Source organism: Erythrobacter colymbi (assembly GCF_002155685.1).
Classification (GTDB): domain Bacteria; phylum Pseudomonadota; class Alphaproteobacteria; order Sphingomonadales; family Sphingomonadaceae; genus Erythrobacter; species Erythrobacter colymbi.
Genome location: NZ_MUYK01000022.1, coordinates 1 through 21,577 on the forward strand (window position 1 = coordinate 1; position 21,577 = coordinate 21,577).

The window sequence follows — 21,577 nt, forward strand, 5'->3', positions numbered from 1 at the left end:
GAGCGCCGTGACGGCGCAGAAAGGAAATATGTATGTAATTCAATATCATATTCCTTTCGATCGTCTTGCTGGCGATCGACCGGTGGCTGCGATGCCACCCCACCTGATGGAAGGAATCGGGTCGGAAGGGGGTCTCCAAGGTTTGCCGCGTTCCGGCGGTCGGCCTCAAAGCAGGAGACCTGAAATGTACCGAATGCGGCCCGTCAGCCGCAGGTCGGGCTACCACAGGGCCTAAGGTGAGATACAAGCGAATGACGTGTCTGAAGCCTCTTTATTTACAGTTGAACTCCCGATCACCTGACGGGGTGGGGAGATCGCGGTGTGAACCGGTTGGTTTGGTATGCTGCCTTCTGGTGAATGCTTGCAGAGTATTCGTTTGCGGGTCGTCCTTTCTTGCCCGCAGACCCGAGCCGCAAGGGGTTAAGCGTCGCACCTACGGGTCCAAGGTTGATCGTCGGAACACGGGAACCATCATCGTCCGCCTGCTTCGGAGCAGGCTATCCGCGGAGACCGGGGATGGACGCTGGTGGGGCGGAGCCTGCGTAGTAGTCCGAGGACGGGAAAGCCGTCCACATGGCGAAGGCGGGCAGGAAGTCGGTGGGCTGTCATGACGGAGGAACTACCAGTGGACTCTGGTAATCAAGCCCCAAAGGCTTGGCTCCTCGGCGTTCAGAGAAAGCTCTACCAGTGGAGTCGGGAGCACCCCGAAGAACCATACTACGACTTGTGGAATTGGGTGACCGATCCCCGCAACTTGTACATGGCCTGGAGGACGATTGCCGGTAATCGCGGCAAACGCACTCCGGGGATCGACGGGGCGACCGTAGAGAAAATTGCCGCTGGAATTGGTGTCGACAAATTCCTTCAAGGGCTCCGCGAGGAGCTCCGGGCGGGCGAGTATCGTCCGTCCCCTGCACGAAGGAAGTGGATCCCAAAGCCGGGCAAACCGGGGAAGTTCCGACCCCTCGGTATCCCTACGGTCAAGGATCGCGTGGTGCAGTGCGCGGTCAAACAAGTACTGGAGCCGATCTTCGAGGCCCGGTTCTGGCCTGTCTCATACGGGTTCCGGCCCGGACGCGGCAGCCAAGCCTGCCTCGAACATATCCGTTTGACCATCCAGTCGCGGGGGAAACCTGCGGCAGATGGCTACCGACACAATGCGCCGTACCAATGGGTAATCGAAGGCGATATTGAGGCCTGCTTCGACAACATCGGCCACCACCCCCTGATGGAACGCGTGCGCCACGGCGTCGCGGACCTCAAGGTGAACCGATTGATCGTGCAGTTCCTTAAGGCCGGGGTCTTGGAGCATGTCACGTACAGCCCCACCGACACCGGCACGCCGCAAGGCGGCGTGCTCTCCCCGTTACTGGCCAACATTGCGCTGAGCGTGATCGAGGAACGGTATCGGGACTGGGTCCGCCGCCCCGAAAGCCCGGAGCTGAAATCCGATGGGATCAGGCTCGCGGCGATCAAGCGCGACAAGGACCGGAAGGCCGGTCGAACGGTCTTCTACCCTGTCCGCTATGCCGATGACTTCCTGATCTTCGTGTCGGGAACGGAAGCTGACGCGCTTGCCGAAAAGCAGGCGTTGGCGACCTACCTGCACGAGGCGATGGGTCTGACGCTCTCGCCCGAAAAGACGCGCATCACTGCGCTAACCACGGGCTGTCGGTTCTTGGGATGCCGCGTGCGGCTTAAGTGGGACAAGCGATTCGGGCTTCATGCCCGCATCGAAATCCCGCGTGAGCCGATCAACGGCTTCCGCATACGGATAAATCAAATGGCCCGGCGGCAGACGCTTCGGCGTTCGCTCGCGGCCATGCTTCAGGAACTCAATCCATACCTCCGGGGGTGGTCCGCCTACTACCGCTACTGCGTGGGGGCCAAGCGCATCTTTGCCAGTCTCGACTGGCATGTGCGGCAACGCCTCTGGCTGTGGCTTCGGGCCAAACACAAGCGTGTTCCGGGGAGGAGGATCGCATCGGGCCGCAGGCCGAGTGTTGCCCATCCGGGTACCAAGGTCTGGGCTGAAGGAGGTACGGAGCAATTCTTGATGAGCTACGTACCTGTCCACCGGTTCGAACTCAAATGGATGAGAAAACCCGAATTCGCCATGACTTCTGGAGAGCCGGATGCACAACGAAAGGTGCACGTCCGGTTCGGAGAGAAGGCGTGGGAAACGGGCGGTGGAGACACCGCACCGCGCCCGCGTCTTACTCTACTTTAGCCGGGAGAGGGATAGTGAACCGCACGCTCGCTTTCTGCCTTACAGGTGTCGGTCTTGCAGGCTTTGCGGTGGCGGTTTTCGCCCAGACCGTTGAAGGTCTCGACATTCAAGCTATCGAGGCGCGCGGGCACGCGGCGCAGGCCGATGCGCAAGAACTGTTCGATTTCGCCACCGCGAGGAGCGAAGCGCATCGCAGTGAGGCGCAAGGTGTCGTCGATGCAGCCAAGGCTTCCGTGCAGGTTCTCGATGTATCGGACATGGGCGGGGTCAAGGGCCCCATTGATTTCGACGCGATCGTAACCGGCGCAAAGGCTGGCAATGTTCAGCCCAAGGGCGCGCCGCTTTTCATTGCCTTTGCCAGCCTGTCGATGCCGGAGGACGCGCTCGCACGGCTTATTGCGGACACGACCAAGGCTGGGGGCGTCGTGGTTTTCCGCGGCTTTTCCTCCGGCAATCCCCAAGCCTTCATCACGGGTATCCGCAAGGTTGTGGACCAGGCGGGGGCCACCAACGTCGCGATCGACCCGCGGCTGTTCCGCTCGCTCCGTGTCGACCGGGTGCCGACCTTCGTGGCGCTCTCGACGGATTTTGAGCCTTGTGACCAGCTCGACTGCGTAACCGCGCCGCCACCCCACGACCGGATCGCGGGCAATGTGAGCGTGGCCTATGTGCTCGAAACCTTTGCTGACGCCAACGGCCCGGGCGCACGGGTGTCTCGGGTCGCGCTCGCGAACATGAGGACGGCGCGGTGAACCCGGTGCGGCTTTCATTTGCCTGTCTTGCGTTGCTTGCGTCCGGGCACCTTGCTCATGCCCAGATGACATCTGGCGATGCGCGCGCCGATGGCGAGGCCATGGCCCGCAGCCTGCGCGATGGCACGAACTCGACTATTCTGAGCGCCGGCAGTGAAGCAAGTGTGCCCGGTTTTGGCGGGACGGACATTCCAGCACGGCGCTATGTCGATGACCCCAAGGGGTTGACGACGGCCGGCGAAGCACAGCGCTACCAGGAGCAATACCGGACGGTCGTTGATCCGCGCCGCAAGGTCGTCGATCCTGCGACGATCGATTTGTCGTCTGCCTCGGCAATTGAGGGCGATCCCGATCGTTACCTCGGGGCGGGAGCTGGGATCGGAGGGGAAGCCAACACCTGTTCGCCGCTTCCCCCGGGCGGCGATGGCGCAACGACCTATCTTGAAAGCTGCAACAGCGGGTCCCAGCCCTTTGACGCACCACGGACTTGCATTGCCGCGCTTAGCGTTCAGACCGAAGGGCGGCGCTCCTGGGAATATGCTTGTGAAACCGAGGAGTTTGCCGAGCGATCCGATATGTGCCCGATGCTTGCCAATGCGCAGGGTTCGGGTTCCTGCACCCTCGAGAGGAGCGTGCGCGTCGGTCAGCGGTGCCTGCAGTGGGTAGCAGAAGATAATGGCCGCAAATGGTGTTCGGAGCCTGGAGAGCCGATCTACCGCCAGGTCTGGCAATGCCCTTCAAGGCTCAGCGGCGTGCCGGGCGGAGTCGAGCGAAACAATGCTCGGATCGTCGGCGAAACGAAAGACGAAGCTGCTTGCCGGAGTGCCACCAATGGCGCCACCTGCACCCTTGCCAGCGAGGTCTGCACGGCCCCTGACGAGACGCGGGTGATCAATGGTCTTTCGGTTACGCGAAGCTGTTGGGAGTGGCAGCGCACCTATCAGTGCCAGGGTGTGGCACCGGCCAATGACTGCGCCGCGTTGGAAGCACGCTCTGATTGCAAGTTCAGTCATGATGAATGCCTGAGCTTCGATCCCGATGGCGTGACCTGCAATGTCCACGACCGCTGGTACCAGTGCACCCTTCCCGAAACGGGCACCTCCGCTTCAGCCGCCTATGTCTGCGCGGGCGACCTCTACTGCATCGACGGCGAATGCACGCAGGTGACGCGCGAGGCGTCCACCGAGTTCAAGGACGCGATGGTCGCCATGAACGTCATGGGGAACCTGCGCGATGGCTTCGATCCCGACCGGTTGAAGATCTTCAGCGGCGAGCATCTGCGTTGCACCCGGAAGATTTTTGGCCTCTCGAACTGCTGTAGCGGGAAGGGCGTTCCGCTCCTGACACCGTTCCTGTGTGACCGCGAGGACCGCGAGGTCGACAAGCGCGATGATGCTGGCCTCTGCCACTTTGTCGGCACCTATTGTTCAGCGCGCGTCCTCGGCGTCTGTGTAACCCGCAAGCAGTCCTACTGCTGCTACGGAAGCAAGCTGGTCCGCATCCTCAACCAGCAGGGGAAGGCCCAGCTCGGGATGCAGTGGGGAACCCCGAAGCAACCTGACTGCGACGGCTTCCTGATCGCACAATTCCAGCAGCTCGATCTCAGCCGCATGGACTTCCGAGAGGTCTACGCCGAGTTCGTCGACGCGGCAAAGCTGCCCAGTGAGATCGAGATGTCGATCCAGATTCAGCAGAAAATCGAGAGCTACTATACTCGTCATGGAGGGACCGGATCATGACCGGTGCAACGGTCCTGCCATTCGGGAGAGAACGACCTTTCCCATCTGCTGAGGTTCTCGATCTGGCGGTTGCGGTTGCGATCGGTCGCGATCTCGCGCGGACCGAGGCCGATCTTCTTGCGCGGGTCGAAGACTGGTTCCTGCATCCGGCGACACGCAGCGAGGTCGCGAGTTCGGTTGCGCGCCTTCTCGACAAGGATTGGGCGCGCCGTTCGGGCACAGATGACTGCGGCCTGTGCCTGACAGAAGCCGGCGTCGCGGCCACGACCACTCTTTCGGGGGGAATGATCCGCATGATCGACCGCGGCCGTGGTCTCTTCAAAACCGCCTTCCTCCTCCAGATGCTCGACCTCGGGAAAGGACAATGCCCATGAATAAGCCTGTTTTCCTTGCCCTGAGCGCATTCGGCGTGGCGTTCGGTGCTCCTTTGGTGGCGCAGAGCGCATCCCCCGCCCCGCGCGATGCGTTCTATTGCGATGAGCGCAAGCTTGGCACCTGGTTCTACTGCAATTCGGAAGAGGCCAAACGAAAGGCGCGGGAGCGAAGCCAACCGCAGCCGACCCAGAGCCCGCCTGCGGTTGACCGCATGGCGGCAATTACCCGCCAGCTCGACGAGCTCAAGGCGCGCGCGATCCTCGAGCCGACCTCGGAGAACATCGTCAACTACATCCGCTTCCAGCGCGAGCAGCTCGATCGTGCGTCGACCTTCGCCGACGTCTGGAGCCGTGCAATCTGGCAAAACCCCGAGCTCGATTACACGCTTGAGCGTCCAGTCTCGACACTCGCCAAGCAGACCTGGCTGACTGATCGCCGCCAGCAGCGCGAGGGATCGATGGCAGCGCTCACTCAGCGTTACGGCGTGTTCTACTTCTACTCCTCGTCATGCTCGGCCTGCCGGACATTCTCGCCAGTCATGCGGGCCCTGTCCGATAGTTACGGCCTCGAGGTTCTTGCGGTGTCGATGGACGGCGGCCCCAACGAGGCGTTTCCCAACTTCGTGGTCGATAGCGGACAATACCAGCGCATGGGGCTGCAGGGCGGGACCGTTCCTGCCCTCGTCCTGTTCGACACCCAGACGAAGCAGCCCATTCCGATCGGCTATGGCGTGATGGCGGCCGACGAGGTCATGCAGCGCATCTTCTACCTCACCAAGATCGAACCAGGGAGCGACTACTGATGGCACGCACCACCACGCCAAATTCGGCGACCCGGCTGCTCGCTCCTATCCTGAGGCGAGCGGGCATTGCCCTGTCAGCGCTGGCAGTTGCCAGCATGGCCGCCGGCCCCGTGCATGCCAATGTGGGGTCTGAGCTCAACAGCTTCTTCAATGACATGGGCGCGGCTGCGAACGCCACCGGGCCGGTTGCCTACCAGGGCCAGTCTGCGGGCTACTATTCAGGCGGCAATATCTGGACCCGCTTCCCGCAAAGGAGCGTCAACCCGGTCAATCTCCAGCTGCCCTCGGTCAAGGCTGGCTGCGGCGGGATCGATGTGTTTTCCGGATCCTTCTCGTTCATCAACTCGGACGAGATCGTGGCGATGCTCAAAGCGACGGCCAACAATGCGTTAGGGTTTGCCTTCCAGCTCGCGATCAAGTCGATCAGTCCGCAGATCTCGGCCACGATCGAGGAAATGGCGCAGAAGGCGCAGCAGATGAACCAGTTCAACATGAACAGCTGCGAGACCGCACAGAACCTCGTCGGCGGCCTGTGGGGCAAGTCCGATCGCATGTCGTCGGAGATCTGCAAGTCGATCGGGAACAGCCAGGGCCTGTTTTCCGACTGGGCCAAGGGGCGGCATGAATGCGGGACGGGTGGGCAGCGCGAGGCGACCCTGAAGGCGAACAAGGATCCCGCCATTCCCGCGGCAAGCTACAACTTCACGTGGGAAATGTTGAAGCAGAGCTACCCCAGTTTCTCGGTGAACTTCCGCGAATACCTGATGACCTTCGTCGGCACCGTAATCTTCTATCAGGACGGCGATGCCAGCGGCAAACGCGGCTACCAGTTCGTCGGGCAGGGAGACCGGGCACTGCTGACCGCGCTGCTGGATGGCGGGGGCTCGGTCACGATGCTGAAGTGCGACACGAACGACAAGTGCCTCAATCCCACCACGCAGAGTATGTCTGTTTCAGCCTCGCAGGCCCTCAAGCCGCGTGTGAGGGCGATGATCGAGAGCATGAACGGCAAGGTGCGCAGCAACGCAGCTCTCACGCCTGACGAGATTGGTCTTCTGGGGGCCACTACTATCCCGCTTTACAAGATCATCTCGGTCAACGCGGCCGCAACGCTTGGCGGCATGACGGCCAATGACATGAACGATCTTGCCGAGATCGTTGCGATGGACCTCCTCGATGCGCTGGCACAGCAGTATTACGGCTATGCCTCGCGCGGCGTCGGCTCCTTCCAGAATGCCAATGAGGAAGCACTGTCACAGTGGCGCGCGCAGATCGTCTCGGTCCGACAGGTGCTCGACACATATTCCCAAGGGATGAACCTCCGCCTCGAACGGACCCAGCATGTCGTTCAGCGGGCTGTTTTCCTCGAGGGCACGTTGCGTAACAACCTTTCGCCCCAGATGTCGGCTGCGCTGCGATTCAGCACATCCCTCTCAAATCAGGGTCTGCAATAGGCCCGGCGAGCGGCAGGAGGGACGAGCGATGATGGAGATCTTCACGATCGGTGGGGGCGAGTACCTGGTCAACATCTTCAATGCGGTCAGCGCCTGGACCGGGGGAGGGGGCTTCCGCGCGCTGCTGCGTGTCGTGATGGTGATTGGGCTCATTTATACCCTTCTCATCGTGGCGTTCAGTCTCGACTGGCGTGCCTGGTTCAACTGGTTTCTCGGCGCGACGCTGATCTACGGCGCTCTGGTCGTCCCAGTGACCTCGGTCCGGATTACCGATCGCCTCAATCCCTCGCTCGCGCCGGCCACGGTTGCCAACGTGCCCATCGGTCTGGCGATGATCGCTTCGGTCAGCAGCCAGGCCGGGGACTGGCTGACACGCACCGCCGAAACGGTCTTCGTGATGCCAGGTGCATTGCAGATGTCGACCAACGGGATGATCTACGGTGCGCGGCTTTGGGACCGGACCCGCGACTTTCAGATCCGCGACCCGCGTATCAGCGCGAACCTGGGTGAGTACTTCAAGCAATGCCTGTTCTACGACATTCTGCTCGGACACACCTCTTTCGACACAATCGCCAACTCGAACAACATCCTTGCCGATATGGGGCCTGGGTCACCGGCGCGGGGAATGAAGTTTCTAGCTGCGAGCGGGCCACCGATCATCGTCACCTGCCAGAATGCCTATAACGAGCTGCAGACTGGCATCACCGCCTATACCGAGCTGGGTCTGCAGCAACAGGGCCGTAAGCTGTTCCCCGGCCTGACGCCGGCTCTGGCGAGAGCGAAGCTGGTTTCTGACCTCCCTGTCATCGCAAACCAGTTCCACGGGAGTTCGCAGACAGCTCAGCAGGTTTTCCAGCAGCGCTCTCTGGTGAACGCTTTCCTCGAGGCGCGGGCCAATCTTGGGGCCGCGGACGGCGATACCTTTGCGATGCTTCGAGCAGAGGAGCAGGCGCGCAACACCTACAGCTCGATCGCTCAGCAGGCGATGACATGGGTGCCGCTTCTCAACATCGTCCTGACGGTCGTCTTCTATGCGATGTTCCCGGTCATCTTTCCGCTGTTTCTCATGCCGCGGACAGGTACGATGGCGCTCAAGGGCTACTTCACAGGGTTCTTCTACCTCGCTGCGTGGGGGCCGCTTTATGTGGTCCTGCACATGTTCATCATGGACCGCGCTTCCGATGCCCTGAACGCCACCGCACCGGGCGGGATTACCATGGCGGGGATGGCGGGGATCGATGCGGTCAATGCGGATACGGCAACGATCGCGGGCTTTCTGATGATGTCGATTCCCTTCCTCGCCGGCGGAATGGCGAAAGGGGCCATGGCCGTCTCGTCGCAAGCGACCTCGATGCTTGCCCCAGCGCAGGCGGCAGCCGAAGCGGCTGCCGTCGAGCGTACGACCGGCAACTATTCCTACGGGAACGAGAGCTTCATGAACCTCTCAAGCTTCAACCGGCAGTCCGAACAATGGAATGCCGCTCCCTCCTTCACCGGCGGGGCGCCGGTCATGTCGACGGTCAATGCGAATGGGACAACGACAAAGACCATGACAGATGGTGCGAGCGTCTTTGACACGTCGCCGGGCATGAGCCGATTGGCGTTCGGCGCGTCGCTCAGCCAGTTCGCCAATGCCGAGCGGCAGCAGACCCTTTCTGAACTTGAGACGGCGCGGAACACTCTTTCGGAAGAGCGGTCGCGCGCGGTTGCCTTCCTTGACCGCGCATCGACGCGGCAAACAAGCGGAGTGCGCAACTCCAGCGGAAGTGAAAGCTCGTCCGGGTATCGCTCGGGTGAGAACCTGCAGCGGTTCGACAATCAGTCGCTCGATGCCAGGGACACCGTCAGCGAAAGCGATCGTGTCACGCGGTCGAGGGGAGATCAGCAAACCAACATTGATCGTCTCGAGACAAGCCGCAGCGGCAGCGTTGGGCTGTCCGGCAGCGTTGCCGGCACTCGAGGTGGCGATGGCGGACCTGGGGGCAAGGGTAGTGTGGGTGCAAATGGAGGTGTCCAGGCGGGCATCAGCGGTAGCCGCCAGCGTTCTGACCTAGTCAATCGGAGTAACGAGCGGAGCGAAGCACAAGGTTTTGATTCCTCGACATCGGACAACCGCTCGAATGGTTCAAATGCCACGCAAGACAGTGGCAGCTATGCGCAAAGTGGAAACTTCAGCCGGAGTGAGGGCTATTCCGAGAACGCTTACTCACGTGAGCGCGCACTCGAGGAGATTCGACGCATCGATCAGCGGATCGCCCAAATTGATGAGCTGGCGACGTCACTCACCGACAGCACCTCAACACGGGAGGGATATGGCACCAACCTCGCCTTCGACATGAGCCAGATCGTGGCAAGCCGCTATCAGGAAAAAGCAGCCGAACTGGGGATCACTGTTCCCAGCCTTGCTCGCACCGACTACAGTCCTCAAGAGCAGGCCGCCTATGAACTTGTCGCGCGCGAGATCATTTCTGACTATTACGATCAGAGGGTCGCACCATTCAACGATCTGATCCCGGACAGAGGAACGCTGACGGGCAACGTTGCTGGACCGGGAAATTTCAGTGAAGCAGACCTCCGGGCCAGAACGCCGCAGCGCTCCGCGCAAGGCCCGCGCAATCTCACGGACGGGTCGGCCGATGGTTCGATTGGTGCTCGCATAGCTGAAGGGGAGACGAGCTTGAGGGAGCGTTACGAGGCTAATGGCGATCGCTTTGGCGATCGGCGCAGAGACTTTGACGAGGGGCGTTCAGGTCCGGGTGGAGCTGATGAACGCTTTGACGAGCGCTTCTATGATCGCGATCAACGCTAGAAGGTTGTGTCACGGAGAAACTCAGGGTCGAATTGCACCGAAGGGCTACCAGCTAACTGCCCCAATGACGACAAAAACGATTGATACCAGGATGATGATCCAAGCTCCAAAGCGACCACCTGCACCCAAAGGATCTAATGAATTCGGCTCGAACGCAGGGATGTTTGATCTCGTAAAATCGGGATCGCCAGTACCGGTGGGATCGTCAGGATAAGCCCGCTTTGAAAAGTCAGCAAATCGCCACTGATCTTGCTCATCCATCGTACTTCTCCAAACTTTACATACCACTGGGCGAACCCAATGGCAACGAATGGAGAAAAGGATCGGGGGCGGAAAATGGCTAGTGAGGGCGCTGTGCATTGCTGCAATCTGCAGGCGTTATGCTAAGTTGAAACCCGGAGAGAGCGGCAAGCGCCATGTCTGGCGGGCCGTGGGGAATTCATGCTGTCGAAGATTGACGCGACCTATATCGAGCTTCGTGAGCGGGTCATGCTGGGCGACTTGCCGCCCGGTACGTCGATGACCGCTGACGACATTGTCGCGCATACCGGCGTGTCGTTGTCGATGGCTCGCCATCTTCTGGTGTCGCTGGGTGTCGGGGGCTATCTCACCAAGCGTGGTCGTGCCTATGTTGTTTCGACCTTCACGAGAGAACAGATCGAGGAATGGCGCCTTGCGCTGGGAGCGATCGTCGAGATCGGCGCCCTTCGTCTGGCATTGGCGGGAGGTTCGCGGTTGCAGGCGGTGGCCGAGAGCCTTGAGAAGGACGTCCGCAGCCATGCAGTGGAGGATGAGGCGTTCTTTCTCGGGGCGATGTCCTTCGCGACGATCATTTTGGGAGGACCGCAGAGCACCTTGTCCGAGCTGGTCGAGCAGTTCATCCCGCAGGCCTTTTTCAGGCTACTCTGGCTCTCGGACATCTATGCCGAGCGCACGGGTTTCCTGGTTGAAGCTGCGGACAGCTATCTGGTCACGGCGCGCGCGGGTGATCTTGATGGCGTACGGAAAGCGAGCCGCTTCTTCTTCGATTCAACCGCGCCGGCGCTCCACAAGTTGATCGAGCAGATGGAGCGCAAAGACTTTCCAAAAAGCGCCCAGTATCACGCCCTTCAGGCCATCGAGCCCCAGGTCAGCGGATTGCCGACGTATACGGGGAGTACGAAGGCCGCGCGCCCGCTGCTTGGTCCACTGAGTGATGCCGGCGCGGCCGCGCATCCCTTGTAGCAGCGCTCACACCTCAAGCCGCAAAGGCGGGCTGCCGGGGGTGGATCCGCATGGCAGTCGCAGCGGCAGCGCAATCGCGCGCGTCGCCCTTACAAAGCAATTGAACCATGGTTCGGGCAGATGTCGTCATGCCCTCTATATCCGTCAGCTCCAGGGTCGCTGCTCGCGCATAGACCTGTGCAACGCTGGCGCGCCTTGCATATTCCTCGAGCGTGGCGACTTCGCCTGTCGCTGCGACGACACTGACCATCAATTTCTGGTGCGCGAGGAGTGAGGCGAGCGCTTTGCCGGAAGCCGCGGTTCGGTCGAATGCTTCTAGCCGCCTCTGTATTTCAGGGATGGCAGGAGAAAGGTCCATCGAGACCAGTCTGACGATAGCTGTAGCCTCGATCCCGGCTAGAACCGCCTGCCGCTCCCACATTTCGTTCTTCGTCGGCCGATACCAAACAAACCTAGCCACGTCCGCTACAATGAAGCCAAATGCGCGGAGTTCGCCAAACGCATATTCCCCCCAATCCGCGCCTTTACCGGACGCCTCGGCAAGAAGGCGTGGGTCGGGCTCAAGGGGTACACCGTCGCCCCGGATCACCGCGCGTCGGAGATGCTCGATATCGGCATCAGCGCTTTTGGCGAGCTTCTCGATCGCGGTCCGATAGAGCTGGTCGATTCCGTTGGGCATTGCCGGAGGATAGCAGCGCAGGGTGGATCATCAACCGGTTGGCGGCCACTCACCCCCGTTGAGCTCCTTTACCAATTCAGCAATCCGTTTCCATTCAATGGCGGTTTCATCAAAGGGATCATGGGTCAGAATTCGTGCACAAGCGGCGTCGACTTGTTCAGCATCAACGGGAATGCTTGCGTCGGCGCGATATGCTTCAATCGCGGCAAGCAATCGCTTGAAATCCTCGTAGTGCCCCATCAACGCTCCCGCTGAAAACTGATTCAAATCTAGGCCGATAATCCGCGAACTGTCGAGCCACTTTACCGATTATAGACCGCTCCGCATGTTGTTACTTCATTGTGTTACAATGCAAAACGACCGCCGATTGCCCATTCAGGCAGCCCTGACCGTGATCTGGCTCCCGTTGGTTCCTTTGTGGACAGTAAAGCCGTTAGGGACTGCCTGCTGGACCAAAGGCACGTGCGAGATAAGCCCTACCGCGCGCCGTTCGCCCACGATATTCTGAAGCACCTGCAGAACCTGATCGAGCGTTCCGGCGTCGTTTTCCGTATCGAGGCTGCCGAAGCCTTCATCGATGAAAATGGTGTCGAGCCGGATGGCACCGTTTGTCATCTCGACGATGTCGGACAGCCCGAGCGCGAGGGACAAAGCTGCGATAAAAGTCTCACCGCCTGAAAGCGTGATAATCTCGCGGGCGCGGCCAGTCTCGATGTCGTGGACCCGAACGTCCAGCCCTCTCTTGGATCGGCCTCCAACACTGACGGTATCGCGCTCAAAGCGATACCGGCCACTGGTCATGGGATCGAGGCGCAGGTTCGCTGCTTCGAGAACCTGATCGAACATCGCACCGATGGCGAATGTCTCGAGACTGGTCCGCATCTCGTTCTGACCGTCGAAGGCTTCCGCAATTCCGCGCAGCGCGCCAGACGATTGCTCAAGGGTTTGAAGGTTTTCAAGCTGAGCTTCCAGACTGGCCTGCAGCTCGACAAGCGATTGGTGTTTCTGCTGAGCAGCGGCACTCTGCCTCACCGCCTCTTCTGCGGCGGTCTGTGCCTGCGCGCAGCTCAGACGGTAGGGTTCGAGGCTTTGCCGCTGCGCGTTGCCGACCGCGTTTCTTGCCATCGTTTCCCGCGCGCGGGCTTCAACAAGGGCGGTGTCAAAACCCGCGATTGCCTGCTCCAGTGCAGGGATCTCGGCAATATCGGGGATCGCCGCCCGATATTCTGCTTCGGCTATTCCAAGCTCGGTAAGGCGGGCTTCAAATGCGGATCGCTTTGCGGCGAGATCGATCTCGGTTTCGCTGACTGTGGTCGAAGCGCTGCGCAGTGCGGCTGCTGCCTTGATGGCAATGGCATCGAACTCGCGCTGCCTCGCGTCGGCATCGGCAAGGGCCTGCTTCCGGCTGCTCAAGTCTGTGGTGGCGGCATCGATTGCGGTCTGCAGACTGTCTTGCTGGCGCAGGTTCTCGGGGACCGATGCAATCTTCTCGTCGTACGCCTGCCGGGCCAGTGCCTCTGCAGTCGTTGCCTTACCGAGCGCGTCTCGAGCCTGTTGGAGGGCCGCCGTCGCTGCCAGCTTGCGCGTGCGTGCGTCATCCAGTTCCTCGGTGAGAAGGCCGATATCGACGTCCGGACCCAAAGCGCTGATCTGGCCAAGGACGTGTTGCAGATCGCCATCGATCTCGCTCACGTCGCGCTTTGGCTCCGTGAGCCCGTCCAGAACGGCACGTTTCGCGTCGAGTGTGGCACGGGCCGAGCTGGCGGCAGCCTGGGCCTCGCGATCAGCCTTTGAAGCGGCAAGCGCAGCGCCCTGAGCATTGCGCCACGCCTTCTCGAGTGCGCCAGCATCGCCTGAATCATGCGCCGGATCGGGGTGGTCGCTGGCGCCGCAAACCGGGCAGGGGTGCCCGTCCTGCAATCGCTGGGCAAGGACGCTGGCCTGGGCTGCAAGGAAGGCGAGCTCGTGCATCTCGGCGACAGCGACCGCTTCGGTATGGCGGGTCTGTGCGTCGCGGGCGATTTCTGATGCCTTCTCGCAGGCTTCCTGCGACAATTTCACATCTTGCGCCGCCTTTGCGAAGGCCCGTGCTGCATCTACTTCGCTCTTTAAACCATCGCGAGTTGCGCTCAGCCTCTGTCGCTCAAGACCATTGGCTTGGGCTGCCGCGAGCGCCGTCTCCTTCTCTTCGCAGAGATCAGCAGCCTGTGCCTCAGCGTCGGCGGCTTGAGAGTGAGCCTGTTTTGCTTGTTCCAGCCCTGCCTCGGCGGCTTCAAGGCCAGCCAGACGCTCGACGGCATCGACCAGAACTTGCTTGTGGCGGTTAAGCTGGTCGATCTTGCGCGCGATGTCTTCGATCTCATGATCGCGGGAGCGGAGATCGAGCAGCGTCGCATTCGCTGCCGAAAGAGCCTCGCTTGCCTCTCGTGCTTCGACTTCAGCGTTGGCGTGTGCATCAATCGCTGCGCGGTAGCGCCTCTGGGCATCGGCAACGCTGGCGTCGAGGTCCGATATGCGCCGCGCCAGCTCCGCTTGGGATCTGCGGGCTCGCATCGCCTCGAATGCCTGGCCCTGTGCCTCGAGCTGCTTGAGTGCAGCGGACGCAGCCTCGACCTCGACAAAGCGCTTTTCCTGCTCTTCAGCGGCCGCATAGGCTTTGTTGGCAACAGCGAGCACGGCCGCTGTCTCCGAGACTGCCAGCTGGGCAAATTCGTACCGTTCAAGTGCCGACGCGATGCCGTCGGTGAGTTCGTCCGAGCTGTTGAAGCCCTCGGTTTGAAGCCGGCTTGCGTGCAGGCGATAGCCATCTTCGATCTCGCGCCTGATGTTCGCGGCATTGGCTTTGAGCTTTTCGGTGAGCCGGCGGTACAGAGAGACGTCGAACAGCTCCCGCAGAATCTCGAGCCGGTCCTTGCTGTTCGACACGAGGAAACGCTCGAACCTGCCCTGCGGCAACAGGACAATCTGGCGGAACTGCTGTGCGCCATAGCCGAGAAGACCTTCGACGTGGCTGAGGACGGCGCCGACCTTCTTTTCTGCGATCGGAACGCCCGAGTTATCCGGGCCGACATCATCGATGGCGACGTCCGATACGTCGAACACCCAGGCAGCGTGTGGCTGCATGGTGTGACCCTCGCCTCGCGCCTTCGGGCGTGCCTGGTCAGGTTGGCGCCTGACATAATATCGCTTGGAGCCCAGTTCGAATTGCAGGCTCACCTCGGTCAGCAGATCCTCAGGCGCAAAGTCAGAGCGCATCGTACCGATGCCTTGCTCCTCCTTGGCCCCCTCGCCAAACAGGGCGAAAGAAATCGCGCTGAAGATCGACGACTTGCCTGATCCGGTTGGACCGTAAATCCCGAAAAGGCCGGCATCCGTCGCTTCGCGGAAATCAATCGTCTCCGCGCCGCCATAGGGACCGAAAGCGCTGAGGGTGAGCTTGATCGGCCTCATGCTTCTTCCTCCATCGTAGCGAAGGATTGCAGCGCGGAGGCCACAATCTGCCCTTCCGCCTCCGACAGGGGCTCACCACGGATGAACTCGAGGAATGCGGAGGAGAGCGTCTTCGGGTCATCAATGGCAGCGCGCTGCTCTTCGAGGCGCAGCTCTGCTGGTCGCTCGTTGCGCTCGTAGGAGAGCTGAACGGCATTGGGATAGAATGCCCTGATCCTTTTCATCGGGTCGATCTGCGGGGTGTCGTCCGTGAGAACGACGCGGACGATGTCGTTGGACACTTCCGTGGCTGCAAGCAGCTCGAGCAGCTTGCCTCGGATGGTTCTGACCTGACGCAGCGGCCGCAGCGGCACTTCGGCCACCGTAACAGTGCCGTCGGCCGCAAGGTCGATCAGGCTGACCGACTTCTGCTGACCTTCCTCATCGAACCCGAATGCCAAAGGGGCGCCGGAATAACGGATGTGATCCATTCCCACCGGTTGCGGACGGTGGAGGTGCCCTAGAGCCACATAGTGCGACCCGTCGAAGGCGTTCGCCGATACTGTCTCGATCCCGCCCACCATGCGCGTGAGCGGACGCTCGCTCTCGCTGGTTGCTGCGCCGTCGACAAAGGCGTGGGCAACGACAACCCAACGCATTCCCTCAGCCACGTGCTTGCGAGCGCTGGCAAGCTGGGCCCGGATGACATCTGCCGGGCAGGCGATGCCGTCGTCTTCGAAGCATATGCGGGCGGCGTATTCGAAGGCAAAGGGCAGGGCGGAAATGGCCACGGGCCCATGCGCATCGGAAACCACGAGCGGCCGCTCATCTTCATCCAGTGGTCCGCGCACGATCGCGACGCCGCCATCTGCAAGAACGCCCATCGCCCCGATCTGCGCGGCGGAATCGTGATTGCCTGCGATCATGACGATCGCCGCATCGGACGCTGCACGCACGGTTGTGAGAAACTGCGAGAGGCGGGTTATCGCGCTCTGCGGCGGGTTCGCCCGGTCAAAAATGTCGCCGGCGATGATCACGACATCGGGGCGTTCATCATCGATCACCGCGAGGATCTGGACGAGAATGTGGTCATGGTCTTCATCGAGGGACAGGCCATGGAATTGGCGGCCCAGATGCCAGTCGCTGGTGTGCAAGATGCGCATTAATCTGTCCTCGAATCCACGTGCATATAAAATTTATATAGACGTGCCGCAGCTCGTCAAGTAGGGTTCGGACATGGACGATCCTGCACTCAAGCCGGCAATGCTCGCCCGCCTGGTCTATCTCGACCGGTGCCTGACTTGGCGCGGACAGGTGAATCGCAAGGACCTGATCGAGCGTTTCGGGATTTCGTCTCCGCAGGCGGCAATCGATCTGAGGGAGTATCTCGAGCGGGTTGCAGAGCCGAAGCCTCGCTATGACACAGTCCGGAAGTGTTACGTCGCCGACCCTCACCATCGCGGCCTGCCTTTTGTAGAGGATGCAGGCTGGCCGGATGAGTTTGTCGGCCATCCCGCATCGAGCAGCCTTTCTGTTCTTCCTTCGCCCTCGCGGCAGTGCCCGCCATTCGTAGTGCGGCGCCTTTGGCAAGCGATCGAGCAGCGGCAGAAGATCGAGATAGGGTATGTGTCGATGTCGAGTGGGCTGCGTCAGAACCAATGGATCGCACCTGCCCATTTTGCTTCGGACGGTGAGCGGCTGCACGTTCGGGCGTGGAGCTTCCATCGCCAGTCATGGCGCGACTTCTTGCCGGTGCGGGTGTTGCCTGACAGCACCTTTGCCGTGGCGCCGGTCGGCGAAGACCTTCCGCGCGATGCTGACTGGGAAGAGTTCGTCGAAGTCCGGCTTCGGCCGCTGAGCAGCCTTACAGAAGAGCAGCAGGCTGCTGTCCGGTTGGAATATGGGTTCACGCAGGAAGTTCTGAGCTTCGAGGTCCGCAAGTCGCTCGAATTCTATGTCGAGCGACGCTGGGGGCTCAAACAGGCGGGCGCGCGATTGGAACGCTGTTAGCCCTCCCGGGCGAGGGAATTCTGCTGCCACAAGGTAAGGAGACGACCATGGTTGGAAACACGACTGTCGATCCGCTGGCATGGGCATCGGCGGTGACAAAGCCCGAGATTGACGCTGTCAGGAACCCGCGAACTGGCCATGTTCTCAATGTCCGCCGGTTGATCCGGGCATTCCGGTATGAGCGCGCAATTCTGCTACGCCAAAGACTTAAGGCGCTCGTCAAACGTGACGACGCACGCCTGGTGTGCGCGACGTGCGGTGTTCCGGTTTATCTGGCGTGCAGCACGACCAAACGGTTCTTCTTCCGGCATCGCCATGAAGATGGCTCGTGCCCCGCTGTCACACGAACGGAGCTGAGCGAAGCCGATATCAGGGCCATGAAGTACCGCGGTGCCCAGGAGAGCGGGGCGCACAAGCGGGTCAAGGCACTTCTTTTGCGGAGCCTCTCGGCCGATCCACGGTTCAAGGATGTGGCCTCAGAAAGGACCTGGAGAGCGAGCGAAGGTCTCTGCGGCCTCCGCCGACCTGACGTTTCGGCGCGCACAGACACCCACAGACTGGCCTTTGAGGTGCAGCTGAGCACAACCTTCATGGACGTCGTGCTGAGCCGGAAGGAGTTCTATCGTGCCGAAGGGGCGGCGCTCGTCTGGGTATTGCCGTACTTCCATCCGAGCTATCGTCGCATGACCGTTGACGACATCCTCTTCGGGAACAACTCCAATATCTTCGTTGTCGATGAAACCACGGCAGCAGCGTCCGAGGCGGCAGGGACCTTCATCATGACCTGCTGGTACCGCAAACCGTTCATTCAGGGCGATGACATCGTCGATGAGTGGGTTGAGCGAATGGTCCGGTGGGATGAGGTCATGGTTGATGTGAACAGCCAGACCATTGTCGTATTCGACTATGCCCAAGAGGCCGCAAGGCTCGGCGAAGAACTCAGGGCAGCCCGCTTGGAAAGCAGCGCAGCCGCCGAGGCCGCCGCAAGGCAGGCCCTGGAAGACCAGGAGAACGAGCTGCGCGAGCAAGTGCTTCGGTTCATTCTCGATGCCTCGCGCGATGACGATGACCTGCCTCGATATCAGGCATGGGCTCTCCTCAATGAACGCCTTCGTTCCATGGGTTACGGTCTCGACGGGGAATACCCGGACTTGCTTACAGTTACGCGCATCGTGCATCTTATCGAGAGCGCACGGGCGGGAAGGCCGGTTGGCTTCGGCTACAAGAGCTTCGCTGAGCTAGGCCATCATCTCATCCACCAGCACCCCGAGCTTCTTCTCGCTTTCGGCCACATGCTCCGCAGGTTTGGAACGAAAGAGGCGCTGTATCGCGACGATCGAACAGGGAAGCTGAAGGCAAAGCTTGATGCTCTGCGGGGTCACATCCTGCATGACCCAAAATACAGGATGCCGGAGGATCAGGAGCGCTTGTGCGCATTTTTATCGCAGGGCGCGTCTCTGAAGGCTCGGCTGCGGATTCCGAGGTGATCTCGCGCGGTGTTCCGATTTGATCGCGCGCGGGATTCCGAGGTGATGGCGCGCGGTGTTCCGAGAATTGCGCGCGCAGCATTCCGATATGATCGCGCGCAGTTTGAGGTGAGGCTCACCTGATCGTTGGGGCATTCTTTCGACCGGATAACGGTTGGAGGAATGCATGCCGACGAGGAGAGTTACGATGCGCCATGTGCGCGAGATTTTGCGTCTGAGTCTGGACTGCGGGCTTTCGACGCGGGTGGTTGGCGAGCGGGTCGGGGTCGGACCGACGACGGTCCGGGATACGCTTCGGCGGTTCGATCGGTCGGGTCTGACTTGGCCAGTGCAGCCTGAAATGACGGACAGCGACCTGGAGTCCCGGCTCTACGGCGTGCCAGGGGTGAAGCCCGGGCGCCGCAAGTTGCCTGAGCCCGACTGGGCGGTGGTGGCGCGCGAGTTGAAGCGCAAGCACGTGACGCTGCAGATCCTGTGGGAGGAATACCACGCGGCGAACCCCGACGGCTATCGCTACAGCCGGTGGTGCGACCTGTTCCGGCGCTGGGAAGGCCGGCTGCCGCTGGTGATGCGCCAGAGCCATGCCGGCGGTGAGAAGCTGTTCGTTGATTATGCGGGCGACACGGTGCCGGTGGTGGTAGACCGCAGAACCGGCGAGATCCGCGATGCGCATCTGTTCGTCGCGGTGCTGGGCGGCTCGAGCCTGTCGTTTGCGTGTGCGACCTGGACCGAGCAGTTTGCTGACTGGGCCGAGGCTCACAATGCTGCCTTCGCATTCTTCGGCGGAGCGCCGCAGCTGCTGGTGCCCGACAATGCCAAGGTCGCGGTGATCAAGGCTTGCCACTTCGATCCGATGCTCAACCGCAGCTACACGGACATGGCTCGGCATTACGGGACGGCAGTGCTGCCGGCACGGCCGAGGAGGCCCAAGGACAAGGCGAAGGTTGAGGCCTGTGTCAGGATCGTCGAGCGCTGGGTGCTGGGCCGTCTGCGCAATCGCATCTTCTACAGCCTGGCCGAGCTCAACGCTGCCATTGCCGAGTGCCTTGCTGATCTGAATGAGCGCCGTGTGCTTCGCCAGTTCGGCCGCACGCGCCGCCAGCTGTTCGAGGAGGTCGATGCGCCGAACCTGAAGCCGCTGCCACCGGAGCCATGGGTTCATGCGCAATGGAAGCGCTGCCGGGTTGGGCTCGATTACCATATCGCGCTCGAGCAGCATCATTACTCGGTGCCGCACCGCTACGCGCGGCGCGAGGTTGAGGTGCGTTACACGGCCCGCAGCGTCGAGATCTTCCTCGGCGGCGAGCGGATCGCGGTGCACATGCGCGGCAGTGGCAATGGTCGGCACACGACCGTGCCCGAGCACATGCCATCGAGCCACCGGCGCTATCTCGACTGGACACCGGCAAAGATCCAGGAGGAGGCGGGCCGGATCGGCCCGATGCTGTCGCTGTTGATGGCGCGCATCATCGAGGACCGGCCGCATCCCGAGCAAGGCTACCGTTCGTGCCTGGGGATCATCGGCTTGTCCAAGCGGTTCGGCGCTGAGCGCCTTGAAGCGGCTGCGCTTCGCGCGCTGGAGATCGGCGCGCGCAATTATCCGTCTGTAAAATCGATCCTCGAAAAGGGGCTCGACAAGGTGCCCGTGTCCAAAGCCCCGGAGCGCGAGCCGATCCTGCACGACAATATCCGGGGCTCTCAATACTACCACTGAAAGGAGCAAGGATGCTCAAACACCCCACACTTGATCAGTTGAACCAGCTTGGCCTTATCGGCATGGCCCAAGCCTTTGCGGATCTGGATGGCAATGGCGATGCCGCCAGCCTGAACCACGCGGAATGGCTGGCGCTGCTGCTCGATCATGAAGCGACATGGCGCAATGACAAGCGCCTCGCCCTGCGCCTGCGTCAGGCAAAGCTGCGGCACCAAGCCGTGCCTGAGGACGTTGATTATCGCAGCGCCCGCGGGCTCGATCGGCGGTTGTTCGAAATGCTGCTGAAGGGCAGCTGGATCGCTGCCCATGAGAACTGTGCGATTATCGGACCAGCAGGGGTCGGCAAGAGCTGGCTGGCCTGCGCCGTCGGGCATCAGGCCTGCCGTGACAATCGCTCGGTTCTCTACACCCGCCTGCCGCGGTTGATCGACGAGCTGTCGCTTGCCAAGGGCGATGGCCGCATTGCTGCGCGCATGAAGAGCCTGGCCCGCGTGGACCTGCTCATCCTCGATGACTGGGGGCTTGAGCCGCTCGATGGCAATGCCCGCCATCATCTGCTGGAGATCCTCGAGGATCGCTATGGGCGCCGTTCAACGCTCGTAACAAGCCAGCTACCCATCGCGCGCTGGTTCGATCTCATCGGCGATCCGACCTACGCCGATGCCATCCTCGATCGGCTTGTCCACAACGCCCACAGGCTCGAGCTATCCGGGGAATCCATGCGGCGAAGCATCGCCGCTCAAGCCGCTTGACCCGCGGCAAAGCATAGTGCCACAACATACCAACGATCAGGTGCTTCACCTGCGCGCGATCAAAGCGGAACGCTGCGCGGCATCAGATCGGAATACATGCGCGCGATCGTCGGAATCCGCA

17 protein-coding genes are annotated in these 21,577 nt (G+C 61.3%); 12 read left to right on the forward strand and 5 right to left on the reverse strand.

Features of this window, described 5'->3' with window-relative positions; translation table 11 throughout:
• Nucleotides 1-607: 607 nt before the first annotated feature.
• The 7 genes from ltrA to BZF57_RS18815 are packed head-to-tail and all read left to right on the forward strand — an operon-like array spanning nucleotide 608 to nucleotide 10,161.
• Nucleotides 608-2,230, forward strand: coding sequence for a group II intron reverse transcriptase/maturase (gene ltrA, locus BZF57_RS18785; RefSeq protein WP_086740703.1), 1,623 nt, complete (start codon nucleotides 608-610; stop codon nucleotides 2,228-2,230).
• A 14-nt stretch (nucleotides 2,231-2,244) separates the two neighbouring features.
• A complete protein-coding gene (trbC, locus tag BZF57_RS18790) occupies nucleotides 2,245-2,982 on the forward strand; it encodes a type-F conjugative transfer system pilin assembly protein TrbC (RefSeq protein WP_206073301.1) in 738 nt (245 codons plus the stop codon).
• Nucleotides 2,979-4,721: a conjugal transfer protein TraN gene (locus BZF57_RS18795; RefSeq protein ID WP_086740817.1), complete on the forward strand. Its 1,743-nt coding sequence runs from the start codon at nucleotides 2,979-2,981 to the stop codon at nucleotides 4,719-4,721. The genes trbC and BZF57_RS18795 overlap by 4 nt, the downstream gene beginning before the upstream one ends.
• Complete coding sequence (locus BZF57_RS18800; RefSeq protein ID WP_022678001.1) at nucleotides 4,718-5,095, forward strand: hypothetical protein; 378 nt, start codon at nucleotides 4,718-4,720, stop codon at nucleotides 5,093-5,095. The genes BZF57_RS18795 and BZF57_RS18800 overlap by 4 nt, the downstream gene beginning before the upstream one ends.
• Nucleotides 5,092-5,898, forward strand: coding sequence for a conjugal transfer protein TraF (gene traF, locus BZF57_RS18805; RefSeq protein WP_086740819.1), 807 nt, complete (start codon nucleotides 5,092-5,094; stop codon nucleotides 5,896-5,898). Before BZF57_RS18800 ends, traF begins: the two co-directional genes overlap by 4 nt.
• Nucleotides 5,898-7,352: a conjugal transfer protein TraH gene (locus BZF57_RS18810; RefSeq protein WP_051146467.1), complete on the forward strand. Its 1,455-nt coding sequence runs from the start codon at nucleotides 5,898-5,900 to the stop codon at nucleotides 7,350-7,352. The genes traF and BZF57_RS18810 overlap by 1 nt, the downstream gene beginning before the upstream one ends.
• Before the next feature lie 28 nt (nucleotides 7,353-7,380).
• On the forward strand, nucleotides 7,381-10,161 hold the full coding sequence (locus BZF57_RS18815) for a conjugal transfer protein TraG N-terminal domain-containing protein (RefSeq protein ID WP_086740820.1): 2,781 nt from the start codon (nucleotides 7,381-7,383) through the stop codon (nucleotides 10,159-10,161).
• A 45-nt stretch (nucleotides 10,162-10,206) separates the two neighbouring features.
• Here the strand turns inward: BZF57_RS18815 and BZF57_RS20980 are convergent, their stop codons facing one another.
• Nucleotides 10,207-10,422, reverse strand: coding sequence for a hypothetical protein (locus BZF57_RS20980; RefSeq protein ID WP_143738581.1), 216 nt, complete (start codon nucleotides 10,420-10,422; stop codon nucleotides 10,207-10,209).
• Nucleotides 10,423-10,602: 180 nt separating this feature from the next.
• Here BZF57_RS20980 and BZF57_RS18820 point away from each other — a divergent pair, with 180 nt between their 5' ends.
• Nucleotides 10,603-11,385, forward strand: a complete 783-nt coding sequence (locus BZF57_RS18820) for a GntR family transcriptional regulator (protein WP_086740822.1) — start codon at nucleotides 10,603-10,605, stop codon at nucleotides 11,383-11,385.
• Nucleotides 11,386-11,398: 13 nt separating this feature from the next.
• Here the strand turns inward: BZF57_RS18820 and BZF57_RS18825 are convergent, their stop codons facing one another.
• The 4 genes from BZF57_RS18825 to BZF57_RS18835 form a co-directional block, all read right to left on the reverse strand.
• Entirely contained in the window at nucleotides 11,399-12,064 is a 666-nt protein-coding gene (locus BZF57_RS18825) for a hypothetical protein (RefSeq protein ID WP_072383920.1), read from the reverse strand.
• A gap of 30 nt (nucleotides 12,065-12,094) precedes the next feature.
• On the reverse strand, nucleotides 12,095-12,304 hold the full coding sequence (locus BZF57_RS20985) for a hypothetical protein (protein ID WP_143738582.1): 210 nt from the start codon (nucleotides 12,302-12,304) through the stop codon (nucleotides 12,095-12,097).
• Between the two features lie 135 nt (nucleotides 12,305-12,439).
• Nucleotides 12,440-15,514 carry an AAA family ATPase gene (locus BZF57_RS18830; RefSeq protein ID WP_086740825.1) on the reverse strand — a complete coding sequence of 1,025 codons (3,075 nt, stop codon included), beginning with the start codon at nucleotides 15,512-15,514 and terminating at the stop codon, nucleotides 12,440-12,442.
• On the reverse strand, nucleotides 15,511-16,656 hold the full coding sequence (locus tag BZF57_RS18835) for an exonuclease SbcCD subunit D (protein WP_086740827.1): 1,146 nt from the start codon (nucleotides 16,654-16,656) through the stop codon (nucleotides 15,511-15,513). Before BZF57_RS18835 ends, BZF57_RS18830 begins: the two co-directional genes overlap by 4 nt.
• Before the next feature lie 73 nt (nucleotides 16,657-16,729).
• Here BZF57_RS18835 and BZF57_RS18840 point away from each other — a divergent pair, with 73 nt between their 5' ends.
• The 4 genes from BZF57_RS18840 (at nucleotide 16,730) to istB (ending at nucleotide 21,456) form a co-directional block, all read left to right on the forward strand.
• Nucleotides 16,730-17,503: a BrxR family transcriptional regulator gene (locus tag BZF57_RS18840; RefSeq protein WP_086740829.1), complete on the forward strand. Its 774-nt coding sequence runs from the start codon at nucleotides 16,730-16,732 to the stop codon at nucleotides 17,501-17,503.
• A gap of 47 nt (nucleotides 17,504-17,550) precedes the next feature.
• Nucleotides 17,551-18,990, forward strand: coding sequence for a DUF6035 family protein (locus tag BZF57_RS18845; RefSeq protein WP_143738583.1), 1,440 nt, complete (start codon nucleotides 17,551-17,553; stop codon nucleotides 18,988-18,990).
• Between the two features lie 187 nt (nucleotides 18,991-19,177).
• On the forward strand, nucleotides 19,178-20,704 hold the full coding sequence (gene istA, locus BZF57_RS18850; protein WP_162290999.1) for an IS21 family transposase: 1,527 nt from the start codon (nucleotides 19,178-19,180) through the stop codon (nucleotides 20,702-20,704).
• An 11-nt stretch (nucleotides 20,705-20,715) separates the two neighbouring features.
• Nucleotides 20,716-21,456 (forward strand): IS21-like element helper ATPase IstB, encoded by a 741-nt coding sequence (gene istB, locus BZF57_RS18855; protein ID WP_086738086.1) that lies wholly within the window; start codon nucleotides 20,716-20,718, stop codon nucleotides 21,454-21,456.
• Nucleotides 21,457-21,577 lie beyond the last annotated feature (121 nt).